This window comes from Intrasporangium sp. (genome assembly GCF_039812505.1).
In the GTDB taxonomy this organism is placed as follows: Bacteria; Actinomycetota; Actinomycetes; order Actinomycetales; family Dermatophilaceae; genus Intrasporangium_A.
Genome location: NZ_JBDIAQ010000036.1, coordinates 1 through 21591 on the forward strand (window position 1 = coordinate 1; position 21591 = coordinate 21591).

At 73.1% G+C, this 21591-nt stretch carries 19 protein-coding genes; 13 read left to right on the top strand and 6 right to left on the bottom strand.

The window, feature by feature from the left end; translation table 11 throughout:
- Positions 1-60: 60 nt before the first annotated feature.
- On the bottom strand, positions 61-2484 hold the full coding sequence (locus WMI84_RS07020) for an HAD-IC family P-type ATPase (RefSeq protein ID WP_347351648.1): 2424 nt from the start codon (positions 2482-2484) through the stop codon (positions 61-63).
- 181 nt (positions 2485-2665) lie between these two features.
- Here WMI84_RS07020 and WMI84_RS07025 point away from each other — a divergent pair, with 181 nt between their 5' ends.
- Both WMI84_RS07025 and WMI84_RS07030 read left to right on the top strand, forming a co-directional pair.
- On the top strand, positions 2666-4099 hold the full coding sequence (locus WMI84_RS07025; RefSeq protein ID WP_347351650.1) for an NAD-dependent malic enzyme: 1434 nt from the start codon (positions 2666-2668) through the stop codon (positions 4097-4099).
- A 64-nt stretch (positions 4100-4163) separates the two neighbouring features.
- Positions 4164-5513, top strand: coding sequence for an MFS transporter (locus WMI84_RS07030; protein WP_347351652.1), 1350 nt, complete (start codon positions 4164-4166; stop codon positions 5511-5513).
- 32 nt (positions 5514-5545) lie between these two features.
- Here the strand turns inward: WMI84_RS07030 and WMI84_RS07035 are convergent, their stop codons facing one another.
- From WMI84_RS07035 to WMI84_RS07050, 4 genes are all read right to left on the bottom strand, one after another.
- On the bottom strand, positions 5546-6760 hold the full coding sequence (locus tag WMI84_RS07035; RefSeq protein WP_347351653.1) for an MFS transporter: 1215 nt from the start codon (positions 6758-6760) through the stop codon (positions 5546-5548).
- A 7-nt stretch (positions 6761-6767) separates the two neighbouring features.
- Positions 6768-7217 carry a MarR family transcriptional regulator gene (locus tag WMI84_RS07040; RefSeq protein WP_347351655.1) on the bottom strand — a complete coding sequence of 150 codons (450 nt, stop codon included), beginning with the start codon at positions 7215-7217 and terminating at the stop codon, positions 6768-6770.
- 313 nt (positions 7218-7530) lie between these two features.
- Entirely contained in the window at positions 7531-8460 is a 930-nt protein-coding gene (locus tag WMI84_RS07045) for a TIGR03560 family F420-dependent LLM class oxidoreductase (RefSeq protein WP_347351657.1), read from the bottom strand.
- Complete coding sequence (locus WMI84_RS07050; protein WP_347351659.1) at positions 8461-8979, bottom strand: inorganic diphosphatase; 519 nt, start codon at positions 8977-8979, stop codon at positions 8461-8463.
- A 127-nt stretch (positions 8980-9106) separates the two neighbouring features.
- On the opposite strand from WMI84_RS07050, the gene dacB reads away from it, so the two are divergent.
- The 11 genes from dacB (at position 9107) to WMI84_RS07105 (ending at position 21149) form a co-directional block, all read left to right on the top strand.
- The gene (gene dacB, locus WMI84_RS07055; protein WP_347351661.1) at positions 9107-10540 is read left to right on the top strand and encodes a D-alanyl-D-alanine carboxypeptidase/D-alanyl-D-alanine-endopeptidase; all 1434 of its coding nucleotides are present in this window, start codon (positions 9107-9109) and stop codon (positions 10538-10540) included.
- 222 nt (positions 10541-10762) lie between these two features.
- Entirely contained in the window at positions 10763-11839 is a 1077-nt protein-coding gene (locus tag WMI84_RS07060; RefSeq protein ID WP_347351663.1) for a zinc-dependent metalloprotease, read from the top strand.
- A gap of 11 nt (positions 11840-11850) precedes the next feature.
- On the top strand, positions 11851-12846 hold the full coding sequence (gene tilS, locus WMI84_RS07065; protein ID WP_347351664.1) for a tRNA lysidine(34) synthetase TilS: 996 nt from the start codon (positions 11851-11853) through the stop codon (positions 12844-12846).
- A 124-nt stretch (positions 12847-12970) separates the two neighbouring features.
- A complete protein-coding gene (gene hpt / locus WMI84_RS07070) occupies positions 12971-13525 on the top strand; it encodes a hypoxanthine phosphoribosyltransferase (RefSeq protein ID WP_347351665.1) in 555 nt (184 codons plus the stop codon).
- 109 nt (positions 13526-13634) lie between these two features.
- Positions 13635-15011, top strand: coding sequence for an MmgE/PrpD family protein (locus tag WMI84_RS07075; protein WP_347351667.1), 1377 nt, complete (start codon positions 13635-13637; stop codon positions 15009-15011).
- A 132-nt stretch (positions 15012-15143) separates the two neighbouring features.
- Positions 15144-15995 carry a phosphosulfolactate synthase gene (locus tag WMI84_RS07080; protein WP_347351669.1) on the top strand — a complete coding sequence of 284 codons (852 nt, stop codon included), beginning with the start codon at positions 15144-15146 and terminating at the stop codon, positions 15993-15995.
- 215 nt (positions 15996-16210) lie between these two features.
- Positions 16211-18313, top strand: coding sequence for an ATP-dependent zinc metalloprotease FtsH (ftsH, locus tag WMI84_RS07085; protein WP_347351671.1), 2103 nt, complete (start codon positions 16211-16213; stop codon positions 18311-18313).
- Between the two features lies 1 nt (position 18314).
- Positions 18315-18887, top strand: a complete 573-nt coding sequence (gene folE, locus WMI84_RS07090; protein WP_347351673.1) for a GTP cyclohydrolase I FolE — start codon at positions 18315-18317, stop codon at positions 18885-18887.
- Between the two features lie 68 nt (positions 18888-18955).
- On the top strand, positions 18956-19774 hold the full coding sequence (gene folP / locus WMI84_RS07095) for a dihydropteroate synthase (RefSeq protein ID WP_347351690.1): 819 nt from the start codon (positions 18956-18958) through the stop codon (positions 19772-19774).
- Positions 19771-20658 (top strand): 2-amino-4-hydroxy-6-hydroxymethyldihydropteridine diphosphokinase, encoded by an 888-nt coding sequence (folK, locus tag WMI84_RS07100; protein ID WP_347351674.1) that lies wholly within the window; start codon positions 19771-19773, stop codon positions 20656-20658. The genes folP and folK overlap by 4 nt, the downstream gene beginning before the upstream one ends.
- Positions 20655-21149, top strand: coding sequence for a DUF3180 domain-containing protein (locus WMI84_RS07105; protein WP_347351676.1), 495 nt, complete (start codon positions 20655-20657; stop codon positions 21147-21149). Before folK ends, WMI84_RS07105 begins: the two co-directional genes overlap by 4 nt.
- Before the next feature lie 160 nt (positions 21150-21309).
- Here WMI84_RS07105 and WMI84_RS07110 read toward each other — a convergent pair whose 3' ends face one another.
- Entirely contained in the window at positions 21310-21585 is a 276-nt protein-coding gene (locus WMI84_RS07110; protein ID WP_347351678.1) for a hypothetical protein, read from the bottom strand.
- Positions 21586-21591: the final 6 nt, after the last annotated feature.

A 21591-nucleotide genomic window follows, 5' to 3' on the forward strand; every position in this document is an offset into this window, starting at 1 on the left:
CGACCCGCCTCGCGACATGACCCGCGACATGCCCCGGCCCGGGCCCACGTAGCAGCGCACTCACGCTCGCGGCCGCTGCGCCGCCCGGACGACCGACCGGTGCAGCAGCTCGACGAGCAGCCCACCGGCCAGGCCGACGGCCAGCGACTCCCACACCAGGGCCGCCGGTGCGCTGAAGGTGAACAGCTCCCGGGCGGCCGGGACCACGAAGGCCAGCACCGCCAGCAGGACCATCGCGCCGAGCAGCAGGGCCTTCCACAGCCGGAACGGCCGGGACAGGATCGCCAGGATCCAGAAGAACACCAGCAGCAGGGTGATCGTCGCGCCGGTGCCGGGCTGGCGGCACGCGGCCTCGACGGCGTCCGCCGCCAGGGAGCACCGGTCGAGGAACTCGTCCCGGGGCACGCCGTACCGGCTGCCCGCCACCAGGTACGAGGCGATCACGGACAGCCCGGCCACGGCCCCCGCCGGGACCGCGAAGCGCAGGATGCGGCCGAGGAAGCCGGGCTCGTAGCGGCGCCGGTTCGGACCGAGGGCCAGGAAGAAGGCCGGGATGCCGATCGTCACCGCGGAGACCAGCGTCAGGTGCCGGGGCAGGAACGGGAACGCCGTGGCCATCAGGGCCGTCGCGACGATCGCGACCAGGCTCATCGCGTTCTTGGCGACGAACAGGTTGGCGACGCGCTCGACGTTGCCGATGACCCGGCGGCCCTCGTGCAGGGCGGTGGGCAGGTGGGCGAACCGCCCGTCGAGCAGCACCAGCTCCGCGACGGCCTTGGTCGCCTGCGCGCCGTTGCCCATGGCGACCCCGATGTCGGCGTCCTTGAGCGCGAGCGCGTCGTTGACGCCGTCGCCGGTCATCGCCACGACGTGCCCGTCCGCCTGCAGCGCGTGGACCAGGGCCCGCTTCTGCTCCGGGCTGACCCGCCCGAACACCGTCGTGTCCCGGGCCACCTCGCGCAGCGCGGCCGGGTCCTCGCCGAGGGTCCGTGCATCGACGGGGACCCCGGCGTCCAACCCGACCCGGCGGGCGACGGCGGCCACGGTCCGGGGGTTGTCGCCCGAGATCACCTTGATCGCCACGTCCTGCTCGGCGAAGTAGCCCAGCGTCTCGCGGGCGTCCTCGCGCACCTGCTCGCTGAGCAGGACGAGCCCGGCCGGGCGCAGGTCGCCGGGCAGGACCGGCTCGGTCAGGTGTGCGCTGCTGCGGGCCAGCGCGACGACCCGGCGGCCGGTCGCGGCCACCTCGCCGGCGCGCTCGCGCCCCGGGCTCCCGTCGGGCAGCAGCACCTCTGGTGCGCCGAGCAGCCAGGTGCCCCGCTCCCCGAAGCAGCCGGCGCTCCACTTGCGCTCCGACGTGAAGGGGATGGTGCCGGTCCGTCGCCAGCCGGCCGGTGGTGCCAGCGCCGTAGCGACGGCGGCGAGGGTCCCGTTCGGGTTCGGGTCGTCGGCCAGCGCCCCGAGGGCCTCGCGCAGCTGCCCGGTCGGGACGCCGTCCAGGGCCTCGACGTCCTCGAGGACGATCTCCCCGACGGTCAGCGTGCCGGTCTTGTCCAGGCACACGACGTCGACCCGGGCCAGCCCCTCGACGGCGGGCAGCTGCTGCACGAGGACCTGGCGGCGCGCCAGCTGGACCGCCGAGAGCAGGAACGCGATGGAGGTGAGCAGCACCAGCCCCTCGGGGACCAGGCCGACCAGACCGGCGGCCGAGCGGATGACGACCGCCTGCCACCCCTGCGCGCCGACGGCCCGCCACTGCGACCACACCTGCAGCGGCAGCGCCACCACGATGACCCAGGTGATGTAGGTCAGCAGCCGGTTGATCGAGGCCTGGATCTCCGAGTGGGTCCGGGTGAAGCGACGGGCCTCGGCGGCGATCCGGTTGACGTACGCGTCGGCCCCGACCTCCTCCGCGTGGAACCGGCCCGTCCCGGCGACCACCGCCGTGCCCGAACGGATCCGGTCGCCCGGCACGTGGTGGACCGGGTCGGCCTCGCCGGTGAGGTTCGACTCGTCCAGCTCGAGCCCCGTGCAGCTGTGCAGCGTCCCGTCCGCGGGCACCTGGTCGCCCGTCCGCAGCTCGACCAGGTCGCCCAGGACCACCTCGTGGGTCGGTATGACGCTCAGCTCGCCGTCGCGCACCACCCGGGTCCGTGGGGCGTTGAGCAGCGCGAGCCGGTCGAGCTTGCGCTTGGCCAGGTACTCCTGGACGATCCCGATGCCCGAGTTGACGACCAGGACGATGCCGAACAGGCCGTCGGCGAAGCTGCCCGTCGTCATGACCATGACGAACAGGGCCCCCAGGATCGCGTTGAACCTGGTCAGCACGTTGGCCCGGAAGATCTCCCCGAGCGAGCGGGAGGTGCGCTCGTGCAGCTCGTTGGTCTGCCCGCGGGCGACCCGCTCGGCCACCTCGGCCCGGGTCAGGCCGGTGGCGCGCGTCGCGCCCGTCGTCAGGTCCACCTGCTCCCCGGGTGTGCTCACCGCGCCATTGTCCCGGGTCGGGAGCCATGGTCGGGGCAGCGCACCGCCCGGGTCGACCGGCCCGTGCCCGATGGGGCCGGCGGAGGGTCGCCGCGACCGGCCGCGCCTCCCGGAGCGGCGGGAGGTGGGCGGCATACGGACGGGCTCGCGGAGCGGGCGACGCTGGTGGGACCATGTGACGGTGACCGAGCCGACCCAGCGCGCCAGGGCGACCGCAGCCTCCTACTCCATCACCGTCCGCATCCATGCCGGGACCGACCCGGCGGTGATCGGGCAGCTCGCGATCAAGGTGGCCGACACCGGCGGCATCACCACCGCCCTGGACATCGTCGACTCGCACCCGGACCGGCTCGTCATCGACCTGACCTGCTCGGCGTCCGACGCCGACCACGCGGCCGAGATCGTCGCCGCCATCGACAGCCTCGACGGCGTGCGCGTGCACAAGGTCTCGGACCGGACCTTCCTGCTGCACCTGGGCGGCAAGATCAGCGTCGAGCCCAAGGTGAACCTGCGCAACCGGCAGGACCTCGCCATGGCCTACACGCCGGGCGTCGGCCGGGTCAGCATGGCCCTGCACGAGCACCCGGAGGACGTGCCGAAGCTGACGATCAAGGGCAACTCGGTCGCGGTCGTCACCGACGGCACGGCGGTCCTGGGCCTGGGCGACATCGGCCCGCAGGCGGCGCTGCCGGTCATGGAGGGCAAGGCGGCCCTGTTCAAACGGTTCGCCAACATCGACGCGTGGCCGATCTGCCTCGACACGACCGACGCCGACGAGATCGTCCGCGCGGTGGAGCTGATCGCACCCGGCTTCGGCGGCATCAACCTCGAGGACATCTGCGCCCCCAAGTGCTTCGAGATCGAGGCCAAGCTGCGCGAGCGGCTGGACATCCCGGTGTTCCACGACGACCAGCACGGCACCGCGATCGTCGTGCTCGCGGCCCTGACGAACGCGCTGCGGATCATCGCCAAGCCGCTGCCCGAGGCCAAGATCCTCGTCTCCGGCGGCGGGGCCGCCGGCTCGGCGATCGTGCAGCTGCTGCTGGCCGCGGGTGCCGTCGACGTCACGGTCTACGACCGGCCCGGCCTGCTGAACAAGGACGACGAGTCACTGCCCCCGGCGTGGCGCCACCTGGCCGAGCAGACCAACCCGCGCGGCCTGCACGGCACGCTGCGTGACGGCCTGCAGGGAGCCGACGTCTTCATCGGCGTCAGCGCGCCGCGCATCCTGGCGCCCGAATGGATCGAGGAGATGGCACCCCAGCGGATCGTGTTCGCCTTGGCCAACCCCGACCCCGAGGTCGACATCTTCGAGGCGACCCAGCGCGCGGCGGTCGTCGCGTCGGGCCGCAGCGACTACCCCAACCAGATCAACAACGTGCTGGCCTTCCCCGGCGTCTTCCGCGGGCTGCTCGATGCCCGCGCGACCGACATCACCACCGAGATGCTGATCAAGGCCGCCGAGGCGATCGCCTCGGTCGTCTCCGACCAGCAGCTCAACGCCAACTACATCATCCCGAGCGTCTTCCACCCCGACATGAGCAAGACGGTTGCCAAGGCGATCGTCGACTGCGTCCCGAAGGCCCCGAAGCCGTCCATCCCGATGACCCAGTGAGGGCCGCGCCGACCGGCCGGAGCGCGGCGATGCCGGGCGGGGCGGCCGTGACGTGGTGGGGCCGGTGAGCGCGGGATCCGCCGGCGCGCAGCGCTACGCGATCGACGGCCGCCGGGCCTGGTTGGTCTGGGCCAGCGCGATCTCGGTCTACGTGCTGGCCGTCTTCCACCGGACCTCGCTCGGCGTGGCCGGCGTGGTCGCGGCCGAGCGCTTCGAGATCTCGAGCTCGCAGCTGTCGCTGTTCACGATCGTGCAGATCGCCGTCTACGCCGGGATGCAGCTGCCGGTCGGGGCGCTGCTGGACCGGTACGGCTCCAAACGGCTCCTCGGGGTCGGGCTGAGCCTGCTCACCGCGGCACAGCTGACCTTCGCCTTCGTCGACACGCTGCCCGCCGCGCTGGCCTGCCGGGTGTTCCTGGGCATGGGCGACTCGATGGTCTTCATCTCGGTCATCCGGCTGGTCGCGCTGTGGTTCTCGGCCCGCCGCTCCCCGATGCTGTCCCAGCTGACCGGGCTGCTGGGGCAGGTCGGAGCGCTGCTCGCGGCAGGCCCGCTGGCGCTCGCGCTGACGCACTTCGGGTGGACCCCGTCGTATGCCGGCTCGGCCGTGGTGGGTGCGCTGACCGGGGTCCTGCTGGTCCTGTTCGTCCGGGACAGTCCCTACGGTGACCAGGCCCGGGACGCGCTCCGGCTGCGGGCGCTCGCGCGCGGCCTGCGCAACGCCTGGCACGTGCCCGGCACCCGGCTCGGGCTGTGGAGCCACTTCACCGCCCAGTTCTCGGCGAACGTCTTCTCGCTGCTCTGGGGTTTCCCCTTCCTCGTCTCGGGGGAGGGCCTCTCGCCGCTGGTGGCGAGCGCGCTGCTGATGGTCATGGTCGCGGCGTCGATGGCCTTCAGCGTGCTGTTGGGGTCGCTGACCGTGCGGTTCCCGTTCTCCCGCTCGACCCTGGTCCTGTGGGTCGTCGCAGCCGTGGTCGCCGCGTGGACCGTGGTGCTGCTCTGGCCCGGCCGGACGCCGATGTGGCTGCTCGTGGTCCTCGTCGTGGTCATGGCGGCCGGCGGCCCGGGGTCGCTGATCGGCTTCGACATGGCGCGCACCTCCAACCCGCCGACCTGGCTCGGCAGCGCGACCGGGATCGTCAACACCGGCGGCTTCATCGCCACGCTCGTCGCCGTCGCGCTGATCGGGGTCGTCCTCGACCACGTCGCGCCGGGTGGTCCCGCGAAGTGGACACTCGAGGCGTTCCGCCCCGCGATGGCGGTGCAGTACCTGATCTGGGCTCTGGGGGTGATCCAGATCCTCCGGTATCGCGGCAAGACCCGTCGGGCGATGCTCGCGATGGACCCCGAGGGCTATGACGCGCTGCGCGGCGGCAGCAGCACCGTCACCTTCCACCGGCCGTCCGGGCTCTGACCGCGCGGCCCGGCCGGGGGGCGGGCGCCGCGTCAGGCGTCGCCGAGGGTCACGGCCTCGGCCTCGATCTCGGAGCCGACCCGCTCGGCGCCGTGGTCGGGCTGCTCGTCGATGCGCCGGATGAGCGGCGCTGCGGTGAGCAGGACCGCGACACCGCCGAGCACCGCGCCCGCGCCGACCCAGAAGGGCAGCTGGACGGACCGCTCGCCCAGGGTCCCGGCCAGCCAGGGCGCCACCGCGCCGCCGCCGAACCGGACGAAGCTGTATGCCGCTGACGCGACCGGCCGCTCGACGGGGGCCACCTTCATGACCGTCTCGGTGATCAGCGTGTTGTTGATCCCGAGGAAGGCACCGGAGATCACCACCCCGACGACGAGGACGGGCTTGGTGTGCGCACCGAAGCCCATCACGGCGAGCACGACGGCAAAGCCGACCAGGGCGGCGACAACCCCCGGCAGGGTGCCGTAGCGCCGTTGTAGGGCCGGTGCGACGAACACCGAGGTGGTGGCGAGCAGCAGGCCCCAGCCGAAGAAGATCAGGCCGATCGCCTGGGCCCCCATGGCCAGCGGGAAGGGGGTGAAGGCCAGCAGCGTGAAGAAGCCGAAGTTGTACAGCAGTGCGGTGATCCCGACGGTGAGCAGCCCGCGGTGGCCGAGCGCGCGGATCGGGGCGAGGATCGAGGAGGGGCGCGCAGCCGGAGGCGTCGGGGGCAGGGTCAGGGCGGTCGCGGCGAGCGCGATCACCATCAGTGCCGCGACGCCGAAGAAGGGCGCCCGCCACGACATGCTGCCGAGCCAGCCGCCCAGCAGCGGCCCGGCGGCGATGCCCACGCCGAGGGCCGCCTCGTAGAGGATGATGGCCTGGCCGACCGAACCGGTCGCGGCGCTGACGATCGTCGAGAGCGCCGTCGCGATGAACAGGGCGTTGCCCAGGCCCCACAGCGCCCGCAGCGCGACGATGCCGCCGACGGTGTCCTGCATCCCGGCGAAGGCGGAGCCGGCGATGATCAGGACCAGGCCGAGCATGAGCGCGCGCTTGGCGCCGACCCGGCTGCTCACCCATCCGGTGCCGAGCATGGCGACCCCCATGACCGCCATATAGCTGGTGAACAGCAGCGACACCTGGGCCGGTCCGGCGCCCAGCTCGTCGGCGATCGGCTTCAGGATCGGGTCGACCAGGCCGATCCCCATGAAGGAGATCACGCACGCGAAGGCGACGGACCATACGGTCTTGGGTTGGCGCAGCATGAGGCGGTCAGGAGTCCTTTCGGGAGGGGTCGTGCGAAGCAAGGTCGAGCAGCTCGGTCATGACGTCCACGGCGACGCGGACCCGGTCGAGCACGGGCTCGTCGAGACGATCGAGGAAGGGGTCGATGACGCGGGCCCGCGCGGCGCGCACCTGGCCCAGTGCCGTGCTGCCCTCGGGAGTGAGGCGCACGAGGGTGGCCCGCGCATCGGCGGGGTCGTCGCACCGGCACACCCAGCCGGCGCGTTCCATCCGCTGGACCTGGGCGGTGACGGTGGGCTGGCTGCTGTGGTCGGCGTCGGCGAGTGCGCTGACCCGGACCGGCTGCAGCTCGTCGATCAGGGCGATGAGCCGGGCCTGGGCGTACGGGATCTCGAACGCCGCCGCCTGGCTCGCCCACCGGTTCAGGCGCGCGGCCGCCCGGAGCAGGTCGTTGGCTGCCTTCTCGCGGTCCGTCACGAAGCCAGTTTACATAGGAACGCTATGCAATGTCACCCGGGGACGGGCGGCTTCTCGGGTTCCTCATCACCTGCTCCCCTACGAGGAGCAGTGGGCCCGCTGCTGCTCGTAGGGGAGCAGTGGGCCCGCTGCTCCGCTCAGCGACGCAGTGGGCCCGCTGCTCCGCTGAGTGGAGCAGGTGATGAGTGGTCGGCAGCGAAGGCCGCCACCATCCGGCTCCCGCCCTGCCGCCACCATCCGGCTCCCGCCCTGCCGCCACCATCCGGCCCCCGCACCATCCGGCCCCCGCCGCCTCCAGCGCGCCGGCCGACCCTCAAGCGAAGTGCGGCAGCACGGTCTCGGCGATGTCGACCAGGTGCTCGAGGTCGGCCAGGTCGAGCACCTGCAGGTACATCCGGTCGGCACCGGCCGCGGCGAAGGACGCGATGCGGTCGACCACCTCGTCCGGGGTCCCGGCCAGCCCGTTGGCCCGCAGCTCGTCGGCCTCGCGCCCGATCGCGGCGGCCCGGCGGCGCACCACGGCCTCGTCCCGGCCGAGGCAGACCACCTGCGCCGCTGACAGCAGCAGCGAGTCGGGGGACCGGCCGGCCCGGGTGCAGGCCGCCCGCGCCCCGGCGAACAACCTCGCCGTGTCGTCACGCGACACGAAGGCGGCGTTGAACTCGGCGGCATACCGCGCCGCGAGCGCGGGAGTCCGGTGCCGGCCGCCCCCGCCGATGATGATCGGCACGCCACCGGCCTGCACCGGCTTGGCGAGGGCGGGGCAGTCCGCGACCGGGTAGTGGGCGCCGGCGTGGGAGTAGCACGCCCCGCGCGGCGTCGCCCACATGCCGGTGATCACCTCGAGCTGCTCCTCGAGCCGGTCGAAGCGCTCGCCGACCGGGGGGAACGGGATCCCGTAGGCCAGGTGCTCCTGCTCGAACCAGCCCGCGCCGAGGCCGAGCTCGACGCGTCCGCCGCTCATCTGGTCGACCCCGGCCACGGCGACGGCCAGCGGCCCGGGCAGCCGGAACGTCGCGGCCGTCACCAGTGTGCCCAGCCGGATCGTCGAGGTGTCCCGGGCGAGCCCGGCCAGCGTCACCCAGGCGTCGGTCGGGCCCGGCCCCCCGTCCCCGCCCATGTGCAGGTAGTGGTCGGACCGGAAGAAGGCGTCGAACCCGAGCCGCTCGGTCGTGCGCGCCACCGCGAGCAGGTCGTCGTAGGTCGCGCCCTGCTGCGGCTCGGTGAAGATCCGCAGCCGCACTCAGTGGCCCTTCGGCATGGCCCACCGGGTCGTCGTCAGGCCCTGCTCCTTCGCGCGTTCGAGGGCGTCGCCGACGATCCGCTCCGCCGCCTCACGTTCGGCCCAGTCCGAGCCCTCGACGTGCTTGCCGGGCTCGAGGTCCTTGTAGTGCTCGAAGAAGTGACGGATCTCGGCCCGCTTGAACTCGTCGATGTCCGACAGCTCCTGGATCGAGTTCATCCGCGGGTCGACGGGCACGCACAGGATCTTGTCGTCGCCGCCGGCCTCGTCGTTCATGTGGTAGACGCCCACCGGGCGGACCTCGACGACGACCCCGGGGTAGAGCGGCTCGGGGATGATGACCAGGGCGTCGAGCGGGTCGCCGTCCTCGCCGAGGGTCGCCTCGATGTAGCCGTAGTCCGTCGGGTAGGCCATCGAGGTGAACAGGAAGCGGTCGAGGCGGATCCGGCCGGTCTCGTGGTCGATCTCGTACTTGTTCCGCTGGCCGCGCGGAACCTCGATCGTGACGTCGAACTGCACCCTGGTGCCCCTCTCTTCGGCCGGTCCGCAGGCCGGCTGCTGTCAGAATGTCCTGGGACAGTCTTGCGCACGCAGGTGCGACAGGGAAAAGCGGCTGCGCGCGGCAGAAGGCGGGAGTGGTGCACCGGTGAAGCGCTCGAGGCGGCGCCTCCCGCTCGTCGTGGCCGGGACCTGCCTCGCGGTGCTGCTCGGCTACGCGGCCCTCGACGCCGGCGGCATCGTCCCCGGCGTCCTGACGACCAGTCCGCTCCCACCGCCTGCGCCGACCGCGACGCCGGGCACGCGCACGCTGCCCGTCGTGCCCCAGCCCACCCCCTCCACGTCGGTCGGTATGCCGCTCAGCCCGCTCTCGGGGGCCGGCTCGGCGCCCAGCGCGGCCGGCGTGCGCAAGAAGCTCGACCCCGTGCTGGCGCTGCCCGCGCTGGCGGACGCCTCGTTCGTGGTGCGCGACGGGCAGACCGGGACCGTCCTGCTCGACGAGCACGGTGCCCGGCCCCGGGTGCCGGCCTCCACGACCAAGCTGCTGTCCGCGGCCGCGATCGGGCAGGTCTTCGGGCCCGGCGAAGTGCTGACGACGCGGGTCGTGCGGGGCGCGAGCGCCGGCTCGGTCGTGCTCGTGGCCGGCGGTGACTCGCTGCTCGCCCCGGGCCGGGGCAGGCCTGCCGCGGTGGCCGGTCACGCCGGCCTGGCCGACCTCGCCGACCAGGTCGCCAAGGCCCTGCGGACGGCCGGGACCGAGCGGGTCACCGTCTCGGTCGACCTCGGCTACGCCGCCGGACCGCTGGTCGCCCCGACGTGGTCCCCCTCGTTCCGGCCCGACGGCGTCACCGGGGCGGTGGCGATGCTCGGCCGGTCCGACCAGCGGGCCCTGCCGGGCAGGCCGGGCCCGGCGGACCCGGTCGAGTCCACGCTCGACGCCTTCGTGGCGCGGCTGGACGAGACAGGAGTGGCCGCGCGCAAGGCAGCCTCGCCCCGGACCAGTGCTCCCGCCGACGCCCCGGTCCTCGGGTCGGTGCGGTCCGCGCCGGTCCTCGACCAGCTGGCACTGGCGCTGACCGAGTCGGACAACGCCCTGACCGAGATCCTCGCCCGGCAGGCCGCCTACCGCGCCGCGGCCGGCACCTCCTTCGCCGACGTCGGGGCCTGGGTCGTGGCGCGGGTCGCCGAGCTGGGCGTCCCCGTGACGGGGGCGAGCCTGCGCGACGCGAGCGGGCTGTCGCGCCAGAACCGGGTCACCGCGCTGCTGCTGACGGACCTGCTCGCCAAGGCCTACGACGGGAGACACCTGTCGCTCGCCCGCGCGTTCGAGGGCCTGCCGGTCGCCGGGCTCAGCGGCACCCTGGCGGACCGGTACCGCTCCGGCGCAGGCCACGACGCGGCCGGCCGGGCCCGGGCCAAGACGGGCACGTTGACCGGTGTCGACGCGCTGGCCGGCAACGTCGTGGACGACGACGGCCACCTGCTCGTCTACGCGGGGCTGGTGGCCGAGGCCCCGGCCGAGCAGGCGCGCGCCGGGCTCGACCGGTTCGTCGGCACGCTGGCCGCGTGCGGCTGCCGTTGACCGCTCGACCGGCCGCTCGTGCCCGCTCGATCCCGGCGTAGGTGCCCGCTCGACCCGGACGTCAGGACCCGTTCGACCGGGAGGCGGTTCCCCGCCCGGGGCACGGGGGTAAGGTCCCCCGGGGAACGAACAGCCAACACACCGCGTTTGTTCGGGTGACTGCCCCGCGACCGGGGCGGGACTCGAGGACGAGACCGAGAAGAGACGGGCGAGAGACTCAGCATGAGCGAATCGACCAGGCTCCCGGCGAAGGCCGGCGGGGCGGCATACGTCGACTACGAGTTCGCGAAGCGCACGGGGCAGGTCATCACCAAGGCCGGCCCACAGGTCAGCTACGAGGAGGCCGCGCAGATCGTCACCGACCTGCGGGCCGCGGCCGCCGAGGCCGTCGAACCGGTCGCCGAGACGTCCGGGATGCGCGCCCCGGACGCGGCGCCGACCCCGCTCGTGGTCGACCGGGCCGGGTGGATCGCGGCGAACGTCGACTCCTTCCAGGCGATGCTGACACCGGTCGTCGACAAGCTCGTCACGGCGCGCAAGGTCGACCTGGGGCCGGCCGCCACCGCGATCGGCGGCAAGGTCACCGGGGCCGAGATCGGCGGGCTGCTCTCCTTCCTGTCCAGCAAGGTGCTGGGCCAGTACGACCTGGCCCCCGGCGGCATCCCGCGGCTGCTGCTGGTGGCACCCAACATCGTGCAGGTCGAGCGGCAGCTCGGCGTCGACCCGCACGACTTCCGGCGCTGGGTCGCGATGCACGAGGAGACCCACCGCGTGCAGTTCACCGCCGTGCCGTGGCTGCGCGAGCACGTGGTCGCCGAGACGCAGCGGCTGGCGGTCGACCTGGCGCCCACCCCGGAGGACGTCCTCGCCCGGCTCCAGCAGCTGGCGACGCGCCTGCCCGAGGTGATCCGGTCCGGGGAGGGGCTCGGCCAGCTCTTCGCGACCGAGGAGCAGCGGGCGAGGATCGCCGACCTCACCGCGGTCATGTCCCTGCTGGAGGGTCACGCCGACGTGGTCATGGACGACGTCGGTCCCCGCGTCATCCCGACCGTGGCCGAGATCCGGGCCAAGTTCGACCGGCGCCGGGCGAGCTCGGTCGGCATCGACCGGCTGCTGCGCAAGCTGCTCGGTCTCGAGGCGAAGCTGCGGCAGTACCGCGACGGGGCCGGGTTCGTGCGGGCCGTCACCGACGCGGTCGGCCGCGACGGCCTGGCGCAGGTGTGGACCTCCCCGCAGACCCTGCCGCGCGCCACCGAGATCCTCGACCCCGCTGCCTGGGTGCGGCGCGTGCACGGCTGAGGGTGAGCACCGTGACCGGACCGGACCCCGCCGTCGCAGCCGCCCGGCTCGCCGTACGCGCCCAGCTCAGGGACGTGCCCGAGGGATCGCTCGTGATCGCCGCGGTCTCCGGCGGCACCGACTCGATGGCGCTGGCCGCCGCGCTCGCCTTCGAGGCCCCCCACGCCGGGCTGCGCGGCGGGGCGGTGATCGTCGACCACCAGCTGCAGGACGAGTCGAGCACCGTGGCCCAGCGCGCGGCCGTGACCTGCCGCCAGCTCGGACTGGCGCCCGTCGAGATCGACGCCGCCGACGTCCCGACGACCGGAGCCGGGCCCGAGGCCGACGCCCGCAACGCCCGGTACGCCGCGCTCGAGTCGGCGGCCGACCGGCTCGGCGCCGCGCTGATCATGGTCGGCCACACCCGCGACGACCAGGCCGAGCAGGTCCTGCTGGGGCTGGCCCGCGGCTCGGGCGCCCGGTCCCTGTCCGGTATGCCGGTGCGCCGCGGCCGGGTGGTGCGCCCGTTCCTCGCCCTGCCCCGGGCCACGACCCGGGCCGTCTGCGCCGCCCACGGGATCGAGCCCTGGGAGGACCCGCACAACGGTGACGAGTCGTTCCGCCGGGTCCGGGCCCGCAAGGTGCTCCAGATCCTCGAGGACGAGCTCGGCCCCGGCTTCGGGGCGGCCCTCGCCCGGTCCGCCGACCTGCTCCGCGAGGACGCCGACCACCTCGAGGAGCTCGCCCGCCGGGCCCGGGCCGGGCTGCCGAACGCCCCCGGCCATCCCGGGGTCGACCTCGACGCGCTCGCCGCGCTGCCCCGCGCGATCCGCACCCGGGTCTGGCGCATCCTCGCCTCCGAGGCCGGAGCGCCGATCGGCGACGTGTCCGCGGCCCACGTCGAGTCGCTCGACGCGCTGCTGACCTCGTGGCACGGACAGGGTCCGCTGCACGTGCCCGGAGGGATCGCGGTCGCCCGTGACGCGGGCTCCATCCGGTTCAGCCCGACGGCCCTGGCCGGGCACTGACAACGGCCCGCGCCGTCCGGCCGGGCACACCCCCGGCCGGCACCCCACGAGTGCGGTTGAATGGGCTGCGCAGGGCCCGGCGCACCGAGGCGGGCCGGCCCACCGCCATACCGAGGAGCCGTCAGTGGACCGCGAGCACATGGGAGCCGACCTCGCCAAGGTCCTCCTGACCGAGCAGCAGATCCAGGCCCGGCTCGCCGAGCTGGCCGAGCAGATCTGGCGTGACTACGAGGGCAAGGACCTGCTGCTGGTCGGTGTCCTCAAGGGCGCCGTCGTCGTCATGGCCGACCTGATGCGGGCGCTGCCGGGCACCGCCCCGATGGACTGGATGGCCGTGTCGTCCTACGGCTCCGGGACCAAGAGCTCCGGGGTCGTGCGGATCCTGAAGGACCTCGACTCGGACATCACCGGCAAGGACGTGCTGATCGTCGAGGACATCATCGACTCCGGCCTGACCCTGTCGTGGATCCGGGCCAACCTCGAGTCGCGCAAGCCGGCCTCCGTGGAGATCTGCACCCTGCTGCGCAAGCCCGACGTCGTCAAGGTCGACATCCCGGTCAAGTACGTCGGGTTCGACATCCCCAACGAGTTCGTCGTCGGATACGGGCTCGACTACGCGGAGAAGTACCGCAACCTGCGCTGCGTCGGCACGCTCGCGCCGCACGTCTACGAACCCTGAGGTCACCGAACCCGGCCCCGGCCAGGCCCGGCCCCGGCCGTGTCATCCAGTGGACACCCCGGAATAGCGCGGCGCCTCGCCTCCGTTGCCCTGCACAGGAGGAGAGATGATGGCCGAGGTCGACCGGCTAGCCGATTTCGTCGTTGGAACCGACTGGGCCCAGCTCAGCAAACAGGCGAGCGAGCAGCTCGCCATCCGGGTACTCGACACGATCGGGGTGGCGGTGGCCGCCCTGGACGCCGGGCCCACCAGGGCGGTCCGCGCCCTGACCGAACAGCTCGGGGGGACCGGTTCGGCCACCCTGATCGGCGGCGGGGCCGCGCCGCCGGACCGCGCCGCCTTCTACAACACCGCGCTCTCGCGCTACCTCGACTTCATGGACAGCTACCTGGCACCCGGCGAGACCTGCCACCCGTCCGACAACGTCGGCGCGGTGCTCGCCGCCGCCGAGAGCGTCGGCGCCTCCGGCCGGGACTTCCTGACCGCGCTGGCCGTCGCCTACCAGGTGCAGACCCGCCTGTCGGACGTGGCGCCCGTGCGGGCCCGCGGCTTCGACCACACCGTGCAGGGCGCGTATGCCGTCCCCGCCGGCGTGTCCCGGGCGCTTGGCCTGTCGGCCGAACAGACCGCCAACGCCATAGCGATCTCCGGGACCGCGAACAACGCGCTGCGGGTCACCCGCACCGGCGACCTGTCGAACTGGAAGGGCCTGGCCTACCCGCAGGTGGCCAAGGAGGGCGTGCACGCCGCGCTGCTCGCCCGCGCCGGCATCACCGGCCCGCGGCAGGTCTTCGAGGGCAACAAGGGGTTCCGCCAGACCATCGCAGGCGACTTCGAGATCGACTGGTCGGCCGAGGACCTCGAGGGCGTCACCCGCACGATCGTCAAGAAGCACAACGCCGAGATCCACTCGCAGACCACGCTCGAGGCCGCCATCGAGATCGCCCGCCGCCCCGGCTTCGACCCGGCGCGCATCCGGCGCGTCGGCGTCACCACGTTCCAGGTCGCCTACGACATCATCGGCGGCGGCGAGGAGGGCGACAAGCGCTCGATCCGCACCAAGGAGGAGGCCGACCACTCGCTGCCCTACCTGGTCGCCGTCGCGCTGCTCGACGGGGTGGTCGAGCCCGCCCAGTTCGCCCCGGACCGGGTCGTCGCCGCCGACGTGCAGGCGCTGCTGGGCCGCGTGCAGATCAGCCCCGACGACGGGTTCACCGCCCGGTTCCCGCAGGAGATGCCGAGCCGGGTCGAGGTCGAGATGGACGACGGCACCACGCTCACGGCCTCCGCCTCCTCGTACCTGGGGGCCCGCACCGACCCGCTCGACTGGTCCGCCGCGATGGAGAAGTACCGCCGGCTCGTGGTCCCCTTCACCGGACCGGAGCTGGCCGAGGCGGTCGCGGAGGCGGTGCGCACGCTCGACGAACGCCCCGTCACCGTAATGACCACGCTGCTGGCGCAGGTGCCGCTCGCACGCACGTCATGACGCGCCCGCCCCGACCGGACCCGTCACTGACGACCCGCCCCCCACAGACCACGGCCCCGCCGCCCGACCCGGGCGGCCGGCCCAGAGACGTCGGAGATCCCGACGAAGCAACACCCACGAGAGGGGTTGTCCATGACAACCACCACAAACACGAACCCGAGCACCACCAGCTTCGAGTTCATCCCCCGCGCCTACCGGCCGGCCAAGCCACGCAGCTTCGGCCTGACCGAGGTGCGCGGCCCGTACTACTCCACCTACGGCACCCGGCACCTGGCCGACGTCCTCGAGGTCGCCGGTCAGTGGGTCGACGGCGTCAAGTGGGCCGGCGGGTCCTTCGCCCTGCTGCCCCGTGAGCAGGTGCGCGCCTTCAGCGACCTCGCCCACGAGCACGACGCCTACATCTCCTCCGGCGGCTGGCTCGAGACCGTCCTGCGCTACGGCCCGGACGCGGTCGAGCACTACCTGAAGGAGGCCAAGGAGGTCGGCTTCGACGTCATCGAGATCTCGACCGGCTTCCTGTCCGTCCCCACCAGCGGCCTGCTCCGGCTCGTCGAGCGGGTCGTCAGGGCGGGCCTGAAGGCCAAGCCCGAGCTCGGCATCCAGATCGGTTCCGGCGGCGACTCCGGGGTCGCCGAGCTGGCCGCCGAGACGAAGAAGGACATCGGCGACCTGGTCGACCGCGGCAAGCGGGCCCTGGAGGCCGGCGCCTCGATCATCATGATCGAGTCCGAGGGGATCACCGAGAACGTCGCCGAGTGGGACACCTCCGCCGCGGCATCGATCATGAACGGGCTCGGTGCCCGCAACGTCATGTTCGAAGCGGCCGACCCGCCCGTCTTCGAGTGGTACGTCAAGAACTACGGCAACGAGGTCAACCTCTTCGTCGACCACTCCCAGGTCCTGCAGCTCGAGGGCCTGCGGCAGAACATCTGGGGCAACAAGTCCACCTGGGGTCGCATCGCCAACCCCTCGCCCCAGGACTGAGCGACAAACCCGCCGGTATGCCGCCCAGCGGGCGCGCGCTCGCCCGCTGGGCGGCATACGGGCTGGTCACCCGGGGTAGGTAGGAAGGTGGGCCCGCCCCGCCCGGTTCGCCACGACCGGGGCGGATACGGAACACTGACGTCAGCCCAGACGTTGACCGATCAGCCAAGATCGCCGGACGAGCAGGAGGACCGGGGCGCGCGCCCCGCAGTTACATGGACGCCAAGCGCATTCTTCGCACCCCGATGGTGTGGATCCTGCTCCTCATCGGTGCACTCGTCTTCGGCCTGATGTTCTCCAACTCGGGCCCGCCGCGCATCGACACGTCCGCCGCGATGAAGCTGATCGCCTCCGGCCAGGTCGAGTCGGCCACGCTGCTGAACAACGAGCAGATGACCCTCCAGCTCAAGGAGCCCTACACCTCTCCGGACGGCACCGTCAAGGACGCCAAGACCGTCTACGCCTACTACGTGACCGCGCGCGGCGAGCAGGTCGTCGACGCCATCGAGAAGGCCAACCCGCCCAAGGGCTACACCGACCAGATCGACCAGCAGAGCTGGCTCGGCTCGATGCTCTACTCGATCCTGCCGATCATCATCATCCTGGGCCTCTTCTGGTTCCTGATGGGCCAGATGCAGGGCGGCGGGTCGCGGGTCATGCAGTTCGGCAAGTCCCGGGCCAAGCTCGCGACCAAGGACATGCCCAAGGTCACCTTCGCCGACGTCGCCGGCGTCGACGAGGCGATCGAGGAGCTGCACGAGATCAAGGAGTTCCTGCAGGAGCCGGCCAAGTTCCTCGCCGTGGGCGCCAAGATCCCCAAGGGCGTGCTGCTCTACGGCCCTCCCGGCACCGGCAAGACCCTGCTCGCCCGGGCCGTCGCCGGCGAGGCCGGGGTGCCGTTCTACTCGATCTCCGGCTCGGACTTCGTCGAGATGTTCGTCGGCGTCGGCGCCAGCCGGGTGCGCGACCTGTTCGAGCAGGCCAAGGCCAACGCCCCGGCCATCGTCTTCGTCGACGAGATCGACGCCGTCGGCCGGCACCGTGGCGCGGGTCTCGGCGGTGGCCACGACGAGCGTGAGCAGACCCTGAACCAGCTGCTCGTCGAGATGGACGGGTTCGACGTCAAGACCAACGTCATCCTGATCGCCGCGACGAACCGGCCCGACATCCTCGACCCCGCCCTGCTGCGGCCGGGGCGCTTCGACCGGCAGATCGCCGTCGAGGCCCCCGACATGATCGGCCGGCACCGGATCCTCGAGGTGCACGCCAAGGGCAAGCCGATGGCTCCCGACGTCGACCTGCTCGCCGTCGCCCGCCGCACCCCCGGCTTCACCGGCGCCGACCTGGCCAACGTCCTGAACGAGGCGGCCCTGCTGACCGCCCGCAGCGACAAGCGGGTCATCGACAACCGGGCCCTCGACGAGGCGATCGACCGCGTCATCGCCGGGCCGCAGAAGCGCACCCGGATCATGTCGGCCAAGGAACGCAAGATCACCGCCTACCACGAGGGCGGGCACGCCCTGGTGGCCGCCTCGCTCAACCACACCGACCCGGTCACCAAGATCACCATCCTGCCGCGCGGGCGGGCGCTCGGCTACACGATGGTGATGCCGCTCGACGACAAGTACTCGACGACCCGCAACGAGATCCTCGACCAGCTCGCCTACGCCCTCGGCGGCCGCGTCGCCGAGGAGATCGTCTTCCACGAGCCCACGACCGGGGCCAGCAACGACATCGAGAAGGCCACCGGCATGGCCCGCAAGATGATCACCGAGTACGGCATGTCCGAGCGCATCGGGGCGATCAAGCTGGGCCAGAACAACGGCGAGGTGTTCCTCGGCCGCGACCTGGGCCACCAGCGCGACTACTCCGAGGAGATCGCCGGGGTCGTCGACGAGGAGGTCAAGAAGCTCATCGAGTCGGCCCACGACGAGGCCTACGTCGCGCTGAACCAGAACCGTGACGTCCTCGACCGGCTCGTGCTGCAGCTGCTCGAGCGCGAGACGCTGAACCAGACCGAGCTGGCCGACGTCTTCCACGGCGTCGTCAAGCTGCCCGAGCGGCCCACCTGGCTGTCCTCGCAGACCCGGGTGCCCAGCGCGATTCCCCCGGTGCTCACCCCTGCCGAGATCGCGGCCAAGCAGAACGGTCACCTGCCCCCGCCGGTCCCGCCGGACCGCCGGATCGCCGACGAGATCGAGCAGGCGGCCTCGGTCGGCGTGCACCCGCTGTCCGACGAGCACGCCTCGGCCCAGGTCGCGGAGGTGCCCGACGACCGTCCCGTCGACCCCGGCGAGGGGCCGGGCGGGAAGGGCTGAGGTGCCGGTCGACCGGGCGCGCGCCGAGCAGGCGGTCCGCGAGCTGCTCATCGCGGTCGGGGAGGACCCCGACCGCGAAGGTCTGCGCGACACCCCGGCCCGGGTGGCCCGGTCCTACGCGGAGATCTTCGCCGGCCTCGACATGACGGCCGCCGACGTGCTCGACAAGACGTTCAACATCGAGCACGAGGAGCTCATCATCGTGCGCGACATCGAGCTGTACTCGACGTGCGAGCACCACCTCGTGCCGTTCCACGGCGTAGCGCACGTCGGCTACATCCCCGACAAGCACGGGCGGGTCACCGGCCTGTCCAAGATCGCCCGGCTCGTCGAGGTGTTCGCGCGCCGACCCCAGGTGCAGGAGCGGCTGACCTCCCAGATCGCCGACGCCCTCGTCAAGCACCTGGGCGCCCAGGGCGTCGTCGTCGTCGTGCAGGCCGAGCACCTGTGCATGTCGATGCGCGGCATCCGCAAGCCGGGCGCCTCGACGATCACCTCCGCGGTTCGGGGCCAGCTGCGCGACCCGGCCACCCGGGCCGAGGCCATGTCGCTCATGCTCGAGGGCACCAGGTGAACCCGCTCCGGTCGGAGGGTCCCAGGACCGCGGCCGACCTGCTCGCCGAGCGCGACCGGACCCTTGTCATGGGCGTCGTCAACGTCACGCCCGACTCGTTCTCGGACGGCGGCGAGTGGTTCGAGCCGGACGCCGCCATCGCGCACGGCCGCGACGTGTGGGCGGCCGGTGCCGACATCGTCGACGTGGGGGGCGAGTCCACCCGGCCCGGGGCGGCCCGCCCGTCGGTCGCCGAGGAGCTGCGCCGGGTCCTGCCCGTCGTCGAGGCGCTCGCTGCCGGCGGCGCGGTCGTCTCGATCGACACGATGCGCGTGCCGGTCGCCGAGGCGGCCGTCGCGGCCGGCGCCACGCTCGTCAACGACGTCTCGGGCGGGCAGGCCGACCCCGAGATGGTGCCCTACGTCGTGGGGGCCGCGCTGCCCTACGTGGCGATGCACTGGCGCGGGCACAGCGCCGACATGTACGCCCGCGCCTCCTACGACGACGTCGTGCCGGATGTATGCCGGGAGCTTGCCTCCCGCCGCGACGAGCTGCTGGGTGCCGGGCTGGCCGCCGAGCGGCTCGTCCTCGACCCGGGCATCGGCTTCGCGAAGACCGCGGAGCACAACTGGGCGCTGCTCGCGGCGCTGCCCCGGCTGCACGACCTGGGCCACCCGATCCTGCTCGGGGCATCGCGCAAGGCCTTCCTCGGCCGGGTCGGGCGCGCCTTCGGGCAGGAGCCGCGGCCGGCGACCGAACGCGACCTCGAGACCGCTGCGACCTCGGTCATGGCCGCGATGGCGGGCCTGTGGTGCGTGCGGGTGCACGAGGTGGAGCAGACCGTGCGGGCGCTGGCCGTCGTGCAGGCCGCCCGGGCCCACGTCCCGGTCGAGGAGGTGGCGTGGTGACCGACCGGATCGTGCTGCAGGGCGTCTCGGCCCGCGGGTTCCACGGGGTGCTCGAGACCGAGAAGCGCGAGGGCCAGACCTTCGTGGTCGACGTGACCCTCGAGCTCGACCTGGCGCCGGCCGGCCGCAGCGACGACCTGTCGGCCACGGTCGACTACGCGCAGGTCGCCGGCGAGGTCGTCCGGCGCATCGCCGGCCCGCCGTTCGACCTGATCGAGCGGCTCGCCTCGGTCATCGCTCGTGACGTGCTGCGCCGCGACCGGGTCGACGCGGTCGAGGTCGTGGTGCACAAGCCGGAGGCGCCGGTCGGGCACCCGTTCAGCGACGTGCAGGTGCGGCTGCGGCGCGGCGGCGTGCCGGCCGTCGTCGCCCTTGGAGCCAACCTCGGGGACCGCGGCGCGACACTGCGCTCGGCGCTCGAGGCCCTGTCGGACCGTCCCGAGGTCAGCGTCACGACGGTGTCGCCGATGTTCGAGACCGACCCGGTCGGGGGACCCCCGGACCAGCCGCCGTTCCTGAACGCCGTCGCGCTGGTGCGCACCGAGCTCGCCCCGGGCGACCTGCTGGGTCTGCTGCACGCGATCGAGGCCGAGCACGGCCGGACCCGCGAGGTCCATTGGGGGGCAAGGACGCTCGACCTGGACCTGATCCAGTACGGCCGGCCGGGCTCGGCCCGCGAGGTGTGCAGCGCCGCGCCCGAGCTGACCCTGCCGCACCCGCGCGCGGCCCAGCGCGCGTTCGTCCTCGCCCCGTGGCACACGGCCGACCCGGCGGCCGGGCTGCGCGTCGGGACGGGCGTGGGCGGCATCCGGCCGGTCGGGGAGCTGCTCGCGCAGGTGGACTGCTCCGGCGTGCGGCCCGGACCGGCCTGGGAGCAGGCATGAGGGCACGTGACGGGCTGCGGGTCACTGCCCTGGTCATCGTCGCGCTCGTCGCGCTCATCCTCGGCTGGGTGGCCATGCGGTGGTGGGTCTCGACCGGGCACGTCGTGCCCGAGCCCGGCTGGGTGGGTCTGGTCGTCATGGCCTTCCTCGGCGGCGGCATCCTGGTGGCGGGCTACCAGGTGCGACAGGTGCGCGACGGGCGCAGCCTGACCCCGATGAGCCCGATCCGGGCGGCGCGCACACTCGTGCTGGGCCAGGCCGCGGCGCTGACCGGTGCGGTGCTGAGCGGGTGGTACGCCTCGAACGCGCTGGTCATCCTGCCCGACGCCGACGTGGCCTCGCAGCTGGCCCGGCTCTGGCCGCTGCTGGCCCACCTGGGCGTGGCGATCCTGCTCGCGGTCGCCGGGATGGTTACGCAGTCGATGTGCCGGATCAAGCCGCCGAAGCGCGAGGACGACGACCAGGACCGCCCCGGCGGGGAGCACCGCTGACGAGCCGGTCGGCGCGGGCTGCCGCCGCCCACCGGGTGGCACCGGACGGGAGCGTCACCGGAGTCGACCCACCGGGACCGACCCCACCGGCGCCTGTTCCGGTTGCCGACCTCCCGGCTGGTCGGGTCCGGGGCCGGTGCGGGCTGTTCGGGCGGAACGGTCAGGATCTGGTCCGGGGCCGGCTCGTCGCGGCCGGTGCCCCCGTGTTCGTGCCGGTCGCTGCGCCGGTGGTCGCGGGCGTCGGGGCCGGGGCGCCGCCCTCGTCAGGAACCACCGGCCCCTCGAGGCCGGCGACGGTCGGGGTCGGCCAGGGCGGCGGGACCGTGTCGACGGTGTCCTCGTTCGAGCAGGCCGCCGCGATCGAGACCGCGGCCGTGATGACGACGACCCCCGCAGCGCGCAGGACACTGTCGCGAGAGAGCCGGGTGAGCGGCATCCGGGC

What these genes read in the sequence shown, in the direction of transcription:
- ftsH (WP_347351671.1), top strand. Translation starts at nt 16,211, where the DNA reads ATGGACGCCAAGCGCATTCTTCGCACCCCGATGGTGTGGATCCTGCTC.
- folP (WP_347351690.1), top strand. Translation starts at nt 18,956, where the DNA reads ATGGGCGTCGTCAACGTCACGCCCGACTCGTTCTCGGACGGCGGCGAG.
- WMI84_RS07035 (WP_347351653.1), bottom strand. Translation starts at nt 6,760, where the DNA reads ATGCTGCGCCAACCCAAGACCGTATGGTCCGTCGCCTTCGCGTGCGTG.
- WMI84_RS07075 (WP_347351667.1), top strand. Translation starts at nt 13,635, where the DNA reads ATGGCCGAGGTCGACCGGCTAGCCGATTTCGTCGTTGGAACCGACTGG.
- WMI84_RS07080 (WP_347351669.1), top strand. Translation starts at nt 15,144, where the DNA reads ATGACAACCACCACAAACACGAACCCGAGCACCACCAGCTTCGAGTTC.
- WMI84_RS07105 (WP_347351676.1), top strand. Translation starts at nt 20,655, where the DNA reads ATGAGGGCACGTGACGGGCTGCGGGTCACTGCCCTGGTCATCGTCGCG.
- WMI84_RS07110 (WP_347351678.1), bottom strand. Translation starts at nt 21,585, where the DNA reads ATGCCGCTCACCCGGCTCTCTCGCGACAGTGTCCTGCGCGCTGCGGGG.
- WMI84_RS07060 (WP_347351663.1), top strand. Translation starts at nt 10,763, where the DNA reads ATGAGCGAATCGACCAGGCTCCCGGCGAAGGCCGGCGGGGCGGCATAC.